The organism is Antrihabitans spumae (genome assembly GCF_043944905.1).
GTDB lineage: Bacteria > Actinomycetota > Actinomycetes > Mycobacteriales > Mycobacteriaceae > Antrihabitans > Antrihabitans spumae.
Genome location: NZ_JBIMSN010000093.1, coordinates 1 through 9,886 on the forward strand (window position 1 = coordinate 1; position 9,886 = coordinate 9,886).

A 9,886-nucleotide genomic window follows, 5' to 3' on the forward strand; every position below is an offset into this window, starting at 1 on the left:
AGGTGGTCCCATGCACCTGGCAGAAATCAGCTCACAGTGGTCCCATGCTCATGGCAGACGACACCAAGCTTTCAGTTTGAGTGCCGCGTAGCCTGCCGGTGAGGGAAGTCGCACGCGAAATCCACTTGGGGTAAGTAGGTCCATCGCCTGGTCGAAGACTTCTTGGAATCCAAAGACTGCGATTGGCTCTAGCCTGCCGACCAAGGCGCTCGTTCCGACAGGGTCTTCGATACCTCCGAATGGCACGACATCGACGGCGATCCCCGCGATAAGATACCGGAGGTTTGTGGTTCCGGACCGGCTGAGTCCAGAGGTGATTCTCTGGTATTCCTTGTCTCCGTTGACAGCTAGCGCGATATCTACATCTGTGGTGGAGCGCAACAGATCCCCTCGACCGAATCCGGCGTGGAGTAAGTCTCGGCAGTGTGCTCCGATGATCATGATCGACCTATCGGCGGCCCCGGCCTCCGAAACCATCGCCTCTACAACGCGGTCTACTAGATCGAGCGACTGCGGAGTGATTCGCCGAGGATCAAACAAGCTGTTCTCTCCTCAGTGTTGCCGCGATCTCTAATTGTCGCGGTTCTTTGGATGCAATCAGATCGGCATAGACCAAGAGAGGAGGTACCGCCGATGCGATGAAAGTGCCTTGCTGATTCTGAGGAACCGCCCATAGCGGCTCCTCCCAAAACTTCTGACGTATCTGAATATTCGGTTTATCCGACTTTCGCCATCCGCTGTTTACAGCATCGACGATGTCGAAGTTCTCGACGTAGATTGTCAGAGTTTGCGGTTGCCGGATAAGTTCCACGGCCGATTCGCCACTGACGAGATAGCCGGGCGGCGGCGACCAGGTCCCAGTGGTCCCGGCATAGGAAGCGCGCACGATTTTCGGAAGTAGCGAACCTCGGAAAGCGGCGGTCCACAGATCGAGTAACTCATCGCGATTTTGCAGGGATCGTTCGATCAGATAATCCGCCTCCCTCATGAGATCGAGCGTTGATTGGGTGATACCCACTGACGTTCCTGCCGCGTTTGCAATGGAGCGGACTGGCGTCGTCGCGATGTCTGGCCATGCCAGCAGCGCGAAGATAACCTGCATGCGTTTTGCGCTGAAGAGGTTGGCATCTGCGGTTCGAACGCTCGGAACAGCGGGCGGACGGCGACGGCCTTGAATGTTGATCAGTACTGAGCCAAATTCCAGGTGCGCGTTCCCCGCATAGTCGACGTAGTCGATGTGAGCATCGCGCAGAGCAACCGCAGTCCGGCTACTGATGTGCGGGCCGAGCACAAGTAGCGGATGGAGACGGTCGTCTTGGTCGAGACGAGCTACTTCGGACAGAGTCGCGTGCGGTAGCCAGGCCATCCAGTAGGTACCGCCGTGGCCACGGCGACTCACACGTACGATCGCGGTTTCGTCCGATGTCCAACGCTCGACATGGAGCTCAATCGCAAACTCTGCGAGCAGCTGCGTCATCATGTTCTTGATTCCCTGCTGCCGCGTTCGGTCGCCCATGTCGTTCAGTTTAATTGAACATCGCTGAAAATTGAACACACAGGCATCCGGCATCGCTTACAGTGTCGAAACTGCCAACGGCGGGATTCATTCTAAGAATCTGTGCGACCGCCGCCAGCTCTCTCAACCAGCGCCCAGTACTTCTGCTCCCGCTGAGTGAGGTCGTTCGAAGTGATCGCTCCGAACTCAGCGGACTCCCGCGAGAACCGTTCTGCGGCATCGGGTAACGCATCGGTGCCTTCGAGTCGGAAGCAACTCGGCGCTAGAGGACCGAACAACAATGCTCGACGTAGGCCAGGCCAGTTCTCGACATGCGGTTCGACACCGGCAGCACGCGCAAACGTAATGGCAGCTAGGTTCATTCGAGTCTTTTGGGAAGTACCGCGTCGCGCTCGATACGCCTCGATCGTCGGCTGCTGTTCGATGTCGTACAGTGCCGGAACCGCCCCGCCCCAGGTATAGGCGATCCATCTCGCCTGCAGTTCAAGCGGAACGAAGTAGCCGCCCGACTGGTCCCACATGCCTACGAACGCGAGGCCGGGAAGATCGGGGTGGAACGTGTAGCGGTCGGCGTCGAGATGGACCTCGTCCACGTCGAGTGTCGCGCGGATGTCGTCGCTCAGAAACGGCAGGTTCAGGTCGAATCCGGTGCCGAACACGATTCCGTCGAAGTCCGCGGAACTACCTCCCGCGAATGTGACCGTGTCTCCGGCGACAGAATCCATCCAGGGCCGCACTGTAATTCGACCTTCTGCGACGAGGGGCAGGTAGTGCTGGCTCAGGGTGACCCCTGCCGCGAAAAGCGAGGGATTTGGTGCGGGCGCGCCGTATTGCTCTGGGCTGCCGCCGGCCTCGACGACGATCTCTTTCAGCTGCCGATCTATCTCCGCGGGCGCTAGCATTTCGCTCGCCAGCACGCCATAGCGCGTGAAGATCCGGTGGTCGGACGGAACACCGGCGGCGAACTTCGGGAGCACGTAGCGCTGACGCCGTTGGGTGAGAACAACTTCGGCGCCGAGTTGAGCTAGGTCGGCAGCGATCTCCAGAGCGCTGACCGCACAACCCGCCACAAGCACACGTTTGCCGCGGTAGCGTCCGGGCTCCTTGTAGTCGTAGGTCGACGACACGCCCTCCGATCCGGAGAACGTCTCCAGGCCCGGCACGGGCGGGATGGCGGGAGAGTGAAATCTGCCGCTTGCAACGACAACTCGATCGAATATTTCAGTGCCACTGGAGTGATCGACGAGCCATCCCGTGCCGGCACGGCTCAGGCGGTCGACATTGGTGTGCAATCGCATTCGGGGCGCAAGTTCGAATTTGTCGGCGTAGCGATTCAGGTAGTCGAGAATGTTGCCGGCCGACGGATGGGACACGCTGCCCGTGTTCTCGAGATCGCTGAACGCCGTCAAGATGCGACTGGTGTTGGTGTGCATGGTCGGCCACACACCGCTTCGGCCGGACAGTCCCGTCCATTGCCCACCGAGCATCGGGCCCTGCTCGAAAATCGTCGGTTCGAATCCCTGCGACAACAGCCATCGCGCCGCGACGAGTCCGCCAGGTCCCGCCCCGATTATCGCGACGCTGCCCTTCATCAGGGAACTGTCGCACGGATCCGATGTGTGCGCTGGCGCTTGGCTGGTGTCCGTCGTGGCACGGGTCCCCACTGCGCCCATGCCCGCCGACCGAGTACCCACAGACCTGCCGACAGGACGGCACCGATCGCCAGGAAGAGGGCGACCGCATAACGCCATTCGTAGAGCACGGCCAAGGCGAGCCCGACCCACAGGCCGGCCAGTGTTGCGAGGTAGAGCAGTGCGCCGATGAGGTTCAGCGCGTTGATTTGGGCACGCGGAATCCGGAGCGGCCGTGACCACCGAAGGGGTCCGGCACGTACGTCGATCCGTATTCCCATAGGTCTCCTCGGCCACGCGAAGCCCCGAAGCTAGCCCGTGCGCGCCATTGCTGTCGCGCTGACACGCTCGCGCCTGCGTCATCGAGACCGGACCGCGACTACTCGGCAGTCGTCACAACCAACTTGCCTGCCGCGTTGCCCGACTCCAAGTACGCGTGGGCTTCCTGGATCTGGTCGATCGTGAAGACCCGGTGCACGGGGACTGTCGCTCTACCGGCTGCGACAGCGTCGAGAAAACCTTGCAGGACTTCGGCCGACAGGTCACTGGCATCGCCGCCGTACGCGGCTAGCCGTACGCCGCGGGGTAGGTAGTCGATGGGATAGAACTCGTCGACCGTCCACTCGTTGGACAGCATGCCGGTGAAGCAGACCACGCCGTGGACTCGTGTTGCGCGCAACGTATCCGGCAGCGTTGGTGTGCCGATGAGTTCGAGGGCTTTGTCGACGCCGCCGTCGATGATTGTGCGTACCGCGGTGGCGATGTCACCGTCGTCGATGACGACGTGGTCGACGCCGATGCGTTTCAGTGCGTCGACTTTGTTCGGATTGCGCGTTGTCGAAAGGACCGTCATGCCAAGCTGTTTGGCGAGGATGGCGGTTGTCATACCGACGGACGAGGTGCCGCCGCGGATCAGAATCGATTGGCCTGGCTGCGCGTCGAGACCGATGGTGAGCGACCCGTTGGAAGTCTGGAGCATTTCGGGGACGGCGCCGAGTGTTGCCCAGTCCAACCCGCTCTCGAATGGAATGACCTGGGCCGCAGGCACACTGGTGTACTCCGCATAGCCACCGTCGTAAGTACGGCCCATGCCGCCCATCATCGCCGCGACCTGCTGGCCGACTGTGAACTCGCCACCGTTGGAGGCTGCGACAACACCGACCGCCTCGATGCCGAGCACCCGTGGAAAGGTGACGCCGTCGGCAAGGCCGAGTCGGGTATGTAGCTCGGATCGGTTGAGCCCGAACGCTTTCACCCGGATCAGGACACTGCCTGGACCAGGGTTGGGAATTGGCAACCTGCGCAGCTGGAGCGCCTCGGGCGGTCCGGGTGCGTCGAGGACGACGGCCCGCATGGTATCTGTCATGCGACCGACAACTCTGCACGAAGTTGCAGAAAGCGGAACAAACCTGATCGGCCGACAACCGCTTCGTAGCGGTCGACGACAGCGTCGACGAAGGCGGGAACATCGGCGGGGTCGAGTCGGGTCGTCCAGTCGGTGAAGCCGACAGTGCACCAGCCCACAAATGCGTCGCGGGAGCCGAAGTCCCATTCCCGGTCGACAACGGTGACGTCGACGACCTCGAGCCCGGCAGCCGTCACAGTTGCTGTGAATTCCTCGACCTCTACATGCACGAACGGCGGGACGAATTCTGTGAATGCATCCGCCCAGCGCGGGTCAGCAGCGACGTCCATGGCAACCTGCTCGACACTGGGACGTTCGCTGGCGCAGACGAATTGGACCAGCACCCGACCGCCGGCCCGCAGGGCGCGCGCGATGTTGCCGTACGCCGTCGTTTGCTCGCGTACCCAGTGCAAGGCGTTGAACGAGACGGCGAGGTCGAACTCGTCGTCGAACGCCATCGACGTCACGTCGGCAACCTCGAAGCTGACATTGGTCGGCTCGTGCGCCAGCTGTGCGGTTGCGATCATCCGAGGCGACGGGTCGACGCCGAGCACGGATCCGTGCGGCAGCCGTGCAGCGATCGATCGTGTGACGAAGCCGTCGCCGCAGCCGACGTCGAGAACGCGTTCGTCACCTCGAACCTGCACTGCTGCAAGTGAATACTCCGCCATCGTGCGTTGCAGAGAGCTGATGTGCGCGTACCCCGCACCATCCCAGTCGGCCATCGATTGCTCCCAAATGCTCGTCAGCCCCCGTGGTTAGCCTAGAAGGGCGCTCCGCGCCTCGTGAGTCTTTTCGGTGGGCGGGCCCTCTCAAAGTGCGCACGAGGTGCGAAGCGCCTGAACTGCCTCCAAATCCTCCGGCTGGGAGTAGCTTCGCAGCAAATGACCTGCCAGTCTGCATCCGTGAGGAACGATCATGATGACACTCCGCACCGCTTCGGCAGTCCTTGCGGCGCTCGCTTCGGCAGCACTCGTCTCTGCTGGATGTTCCGTTTCCGTCGGAACCGCCAAAGTCGACAAGGACGATCTGGCCAAGCAGATCAGTACTGAACTGGAGGCTGAGGTCGGCGAGGCGCCGGACGAGGTCACCTGCCCCGATGATCTGAAGGCTGAGGTGGGTGCGACTCTCACCTGTCAACTGACGGGGCGAGGCGAAACCTACGACGTAACGGTCACGGTTACCTCGGTCGACGACGACGACAACGTCAAGTTCGACATCAAGGTCGCCGACCAGCCGAACTAGCTAAGAGGCTGTCTCCGAAGCAGCGGCGAGCGCATCGGCAATCAGCCGATGGCCGGCCTGGTTCGGGTGATCGCCGTCGTCTGCAAGTAGGTCCGTCGGATCCGTCGCGCCGGCTGCGCCTTTGAAAGCATCGAACAGGTCGACGTAGGTCGCATGAGCTCGGGTCGCCGCCGCATCGATCACTGCGTTCGCTCGTTGAGTGAGCGCTGCAGAATCGACCAGAAACTGCGGACCGTACAGCTCCTCCGCGACGTCACCATCGGGAAAAACATCCCAATAGCCGGTGACGAACACGTCTGTGAGTCGACCGTCGCGCAACTCGGCGACGCGACGCAGGACGGTGTCGAGCGTCGTCTGTAGCCGGTCGAGTTCAGGATCGAAGCACTCGAGTTGATCGTCGCCGCCACAGTCACCGTCGAAGTAGGTGTCGAGGTCGGAGTAGAAGTCGTTTGCTCCGATGGTGATCGTCACCAGGTCCGAATCTCGAACCGTCTCTGCGTCGTCGCTGTCGACGTCGAGGGAATCCAGGAGGTCGTCGCTGGTCCAGCCTGGGACACCAAGATTTTCGACGTCTACTGGACGCTGTCGATCAGCAGCGACGCGAAGGCCGAACAGCGCAACGAACGACTCGCAGTCGTCGCAGTTGGTCGCGGCAGCAATCGAGTCGCCGAGCGCGGTCAGTCGCAGGCTCGGTGCGGCCATCTGGAACGGAACGGCTGGACCCTCGACCGTCGTAATCGGCGCCGAGCAGCCGAGCGCAAGCAGCAGCGCTGCAAGTATCGGCGCGCCGAGCAAGCGGCGAGAAACGGTCGACGTCACGCGTACGAGCGTAAACGGGCTCGGACGGTGCCGCCGGACGAGCAGAGTCAGCCCGCCGGACGCGGCCAGGGGTTACCTTCCAGATTCTCGATCGATTCGTTGAATTTGGCGATCAACGAGGCCATCTTCTCGATGTCGTCGTCCTGCCACTCGGCAAGCACCTTGGTGACCCCGCTACGGCTGTGTGTGCGGTCGGCAACCAGCATCTCCAAGCCCCTCGCCGTCGCACGAACCTTTCGGGCGATGCCGCCGTCGGGGTCGGCTACGCGTTCGACCAGGCCCTGTTTACGCATGGCGCCGACCTGGCGGTTGATCGTCGAGATGTCGAGCCGGAATGCCTCCGCAAGCTCTTTGAGGCTCAGCGGACTGTCGAGTTCCAAGCGCACCAGAATCAGGTACGCGGAACGGTCGAGCTGCTGGTTGGGCCGGTATTTCGCCGAGGCGAGGTAGTGCCGCGAGAACAGTGTCAGTTCGTATTCGAGTCGGGTGAGTGCGACGAGTTCCTCGGCGGCAGTCGATAGAGCGGTCGGAGTCTCGGGCATAACTAAATTGTGCACCATACACACGATGTGTACCGTGCACATTCGTGGCAATTTCAACGACACCCAAATCGGGCGACCCCGCGGCGGCAGGGCCGGTCGCGTCGACATCGGTGCTGATCGCGGTACTTGGAACAGTCGGCGTCGTCGTGTCGCTGATGCAGACGTTGGTCATCCCGATCATCCCGTCGCTGCCGACACTGCTCGATACCTCTGCGTCCAACGCATCGTGGGTGATTACCGCAACACTTCTCGCAGGCGCCGTCGTCACACCGATCAGCGGACGCCTCGGTGACATGTTCGGCAAACGCCGCATCCTCATCGTCAGCCTGCTCGCACTGATCGTCGGCTCGGTGCTGTGCGCCTCGTTCTCGTCGCTGCTGCCCGTGGTGATCGGCCGTGCCCTGCAGGGGGCGGCGGTCGGCGCGATACCGCTCGGTATCAGCATCATGCGCGACGAATTACCTGCCGAGCGTGTCGGTTCGGCGATGGCGATCATGAGCGCAACGCTCGGTGTCGGTGGCGCGATCGGTCTGCCGGTGGCTGCCTTGATCGCCCAACACTCGAACTGGCACGTGCTGTTCGTGACCTCCGCCGCACTCGGAATCGTTTGCGCAATATTGGTTTTCGTGTTCGTGCCGGAGTCGCCGATCCGCACACCTGCCCGATTCGACTTCGCCGGAGCGATCGGGTTGTCGATCGCGCTGACCTCGTTGCTGCTCGCCATCACGAAAGGTGGGGACTGGGGTTGGGGGAGTGCGACGATCCTCGGTCTGTTCGCAGGCTCGGTCGTCGTGTTCCTGATCTGGGGCACATACGAATTGCGGACGCGGGCCCCACTCGTGGACCTTCGGGTGTCGTCGCGCCCACGTGTTCTGTTCACAAACGGCGCGTCCATCGCGGTCGGGTTCGCCTTGTACGGAACGTCATTGACATTCCCGCAGTTGCTGATGGCACCCGAAGCGACGGGTTACGGTCTCGGTCAGTCCATGGTTGCGGCTGGATTGGCCATGGCGCCAGGTGGTTTCGTGATGATGCTGCTGTCTCCGGTCTCGGCGCGATTGTCCGCCAGTCGCGGTCCGAAGTTCACGCTCGCGCTCGGCTCGTCTGTTATCGGCATCGGATACGTCAGTGCGTTCGTGTTGATGAACAGCGTGTGGGAGATCGTCGTCGCCGGGATGATCATCTCCGCCGGTGTCGGATTGGCTTATGCCGCAATGCCTGCACTCATCATGGGTGCGGTACCTATCAGCGAGACCGCCGCGGCCAACGGGTTGAATGCGCTGATGCGCTCGGTTGGCACGTCGACGTCGGCAGCGGTGATGAGCGTCGTCCTCGCACACATGACGGTCTCGCTCGGCGGTCAGCTCCTGCCATCACGGGATGGCTTCCAAACCGCATTCGGCATTTCGATCGCAGCCGCGATTGCCGCGATCGTCCTTACTCTGTGCATCCCTGTCCGGAAGACGGAGCGCAGCTGAGGCTGCCGCACCGCCATGCGACGATTGCTGTAGTCAGCATTCCGACCTCTTCCAGGAGACGGCCATGGGCTTCGAACTTCCCAGTCGGCTGCCGATCTTCGGCGCCCCGATGGCCGGTGGACCATCGACCGCAGCCCTCGCAGTCGCAGTCAGCGAAGCGGGCGGCCTCGGCTTCCTCGCGGCCGGGTCCACCACGCCCGAAGCGCTCGACACCGCACTCGGCGAGGTCGAACGTCGGACGTCGAAGCCCTACGGCGTCAACGTGTTTCTGCCGTCGACGCCGAGCGCCGATGCTGCTGGCCTGCAGGCGTATCGGCGAGCCATTGCGCCATTCGCCGAGCGTCTTGGAGTCGATGTAGGGCAACCGGGCTGGAACGACGACTTCCTCGACACAAAGATCGACCTGATCGCTCGCCGCCGCCCGACCATCGTGAGCTTCACCTTCGGTCTGCCCGGTCGCGACCTCTCCGAGCGGGTCCGGCGCGACACCGGTGCGTCGATCGCCGTCACGGTTACCTCGGTCCCCGATGCGATCGCTGCAGTCGCCGACGGCGCCGATCTGCTTGTGGTGCAAGGCATCGAGGCAGGCGGACATCGAAGTCTGTTCACGGACAACGCCGCCGACCCGTATGGCGGTGCCGCATCAAGTCTCGCAACACTTCTCACCGATGTGCGCGCTGCAGTCGAGGTGCCTTTGATCGCCGCTGGCGGAATCATGGACGGAGCCGCGGTGACGTCGGTGCTACGGCTTGGAGCCGTCGCGGCCCAGCTCGGCACGGCATTTCTCTGTTGCCCGGAAGCGGGTACGCCCGACTTCCATCGGCGAGCACTGCTGAGCCGCGCCTATTCGGAGACGATCGTGACTCGCGCCTTCAGTGGTCGCCCGGCTCGCGGTCTGCTCAACGAGTTCGCCCGCGCCAACAGCGCAATTGCACCCGCTGCCTATCCGGAAGTGCTCTACCTGACCAAGGCGATGAAGGCTGCGGCGGCTGCAGCCGGCGACGCGGACGTGCCGAATCTGTGGGCTGGAACCGGGTGGCGTGCGGTCACCGAAGCTGCGGCCGGCGACATCGTCGCGCGGCTGGAGCGGGAGATGGCGTCGGTGTGAAACGCATACCCCTGCAGGTCGCTGAGCTGTGGAAATAGTTGTTGATTTTGCTGGACTCGAACGGGTGTTCTAACTAAAATTGGGTCATGGGGCTGGGGGAACTACTCGACACGATCGACGGGCACGACCCGATCGAGCCATG

General features: G+C 62.5%; 10 protein-coding genes. 3 read left to right on the forward strand and 7 right to left on the reverse strand.

Going from position 1 to position 9,886, the window contains the following annotated elements; genetic code table 11:
• Positions 1-532 precede the first annotated feature (532 nt).
• The 5 genes from ACHIRB_RS20060 to ACHIRB_RS20080 form a co-directional block, all read right to left on the reverse strand.
• Positions 533-1,570 (reverse strand): type IV toxin-antitoxin system AbiEi family antitoxin, encoded by a 1,038-nt coding sequence (locus ACHIRB_RS20060; RefSeq protein WP_395116496.1) that lies wholly within the window; start codon positions 1,568-1,570, stop codon positions 533-535.
• 38 nt (positions 1,571-1,608) lie between these two features.
• Positions 1,609-3,108, reverse strand: a complete 1,500-nt coding sequence (locus ACHIRB_RS20065) for a flavin-containing monooxygenase (RefSeq protein ID WP_395126602.1) — start codon at positions 3,106-3,108, stop codon at positions 1,609-1,611.
• Entirely contained in the window at positions 3,108-3,428 is a 321-nt protein-coding gene (locus tag ACHIRB_RS20070) for a hypothetical protein (RefSeq protein WP_395116500.1), read from the reverse strand. Before ACHIRB_RS20070 ends, ACHIRB_RS20065 begins: the two co-directional genes overlap by 1 nt.
• A 98-nt stretch (positions 3,429-3,526) precedes the next feature.
• Positions 3,527-4,513 carry a zinc-binding alcohol dehydrogenase family protein gene (locus tag ACHIRB_RS20075; RefSeq protein ID WP_395126601.1) on the reverse strand — a complete coding sequence of 329 codons (987 nt, stop codon included), beginning with the start codon at positions 4,511-4,513 and terminating at the stop codon, positions 3,527-3,529.
• Positions 4,510-5,277: a class I SAM-dependent methyltransferase gene (locus ACHIRB_RS20080; RefSeq protein WP_395116503.1), complete on the reverse strand. Its 768-nt coding sequence runs from the start codon at positions 5,275-5,277 to the stop codon at positions 4,510-4,512. Before ACHIRB_RS20080 ends, ACHIRB_RS20075 begins: the two co-directional genes overlap by 4 nt.
• Positions 5,278-5,470: 193 nt before the next feature.
• Between ACHIRB_RS20080 and ACHIRB_RS20085 the strand changes: the two genes are divergently transcribed.
• Entirely contained in the window at positions 5,471-5,797 is a 327-nt protein-coding gene (locus ACHIRB_RS20085; RefSeq protein WP_395116505.1) for a DUF4333 domain-containing protein, read from the forward strand.
• Here the strand turns inward: ACHIRB_RS20085 and ACHIRB_RS20090 are convergent, their stop codons facing one another.
• Positions 5,798-6,616: an SGNH/GDSL hydrolase family protein gene (locus ACHIRB_RS20090; RefSeq protein WP_395116507.1), complete on the reverse strand. Its 819-nt coding sequence runs from the start codon at positions 6,614-6,616 to the stop codon at positions 5,798-5,800. It abuts the gene before it with no gap.
• 47 nt (positions 6,617-6,663) lie between these two features.
• Positions 6,664-7,158 (reverse strand): MarR family winged helix-turn-helix transcriptional regulator, encoded by a 495-nt coding sequence (locus ACHIRB_RS20095; protein ID WP_395126600.1) that lies wholly within the window; start codon positions 7,156-7,158, stop codon positions 6,664-6,666.
• A gap of 50 nt (positions 7,159-7,208) precedes the next feature.
• On the opposite strand from ACHIRB_RS20095, the gene ACHIRB_RS20100 reads away from it, so the two are divergent.
• Positions 7,209-8,636 (forward strand): MFS transporter, encoded by a 1,428-nt coding sequence (locus ACHIRB_RS20100; RefSeq protein ID WP_465254693.1) that lies wholly within the window; start codon positions 7,209-7,211, stop codon positions 8,634-8,636.
• A 64-nt stretch (positions 8,637-8,700) separates the two neighbouring features.
• Complete coding sequence (locus ACHIRB_RS20105) at positions 8,701-9,744, forward strand: NAD(P)H-dependent flavin oxidoreductase (RefSeq protein WP_395126599.1); 1,044 nt, start codon at positions 8,701-8,703, stop codon at positions 9,742-9,744.
• Positions 9,745-9,886 lie beyond the last annotated feature (142 nt).

Excerpts from the sequence above, each read along its gene's own strand:
- ACHIRB_RS20085 (WP_395116505.1), top strand. The coding sequence starts at position 5,471 with ATGATGACACTCCGCACCGCTTCGGCAGTCCTTGCGGCGCTCGCTTCG.
- ACHIRB_RS20060 (WP_395116496.1), bottom strand. The coding sequence starts at position 1,570 with ATGCCGGATGCCTGTGTGTTCAATTTTCAGCGATGTTCAATTAAACTG.
- ACHIRB_RS20075 (WP_395126601.1), bottom strand. The coding sequence starts at position 4,513 with ATGACAGATACCATGCGGGCCGTCGTCCTCGACGCACCCGGACCGCCC.
- ACHIRB_RS20065 (WP_395126602.1), bottom strand. The coding sequence starts at position 3,108 with ATGAAGGGCAGCGTCGCGATAATCGGGGCGGGACCTGGCGGACTCGTC.
- ACHIRB_RS20080 (WP_395116503.1), bottom strand. The coding sequence starts at position 5,277 with ATGGCCGACTGGGATGGTGCGGGGTACGCGCACATCAGCTCTCTGCAA.
- ACHIRB_RS20070 (WP_395116500.1), bottom strand. The coding sequence starts at position 3,428 with ATGGGAATACGGATCGACGTACGTGCCGGACCCCTTCGGTGGTCACGG.
- ACHIRB_RS20105 (WP_395126599.1), top strand. The coding sequence starts at position 8,701 with ATGGGCTTCGAACTTCCCAGTCGGCTGCCGATCTTCGGCGCCCCGATG.
- ACHIRB_RS20095 (WP_395126600.1), bottom strand. The coding sequence starts at position 7,158 with ATGCCCGAGACTCCGACCGCTCTATCGACTGCCGCCGAGGAACTCGTC.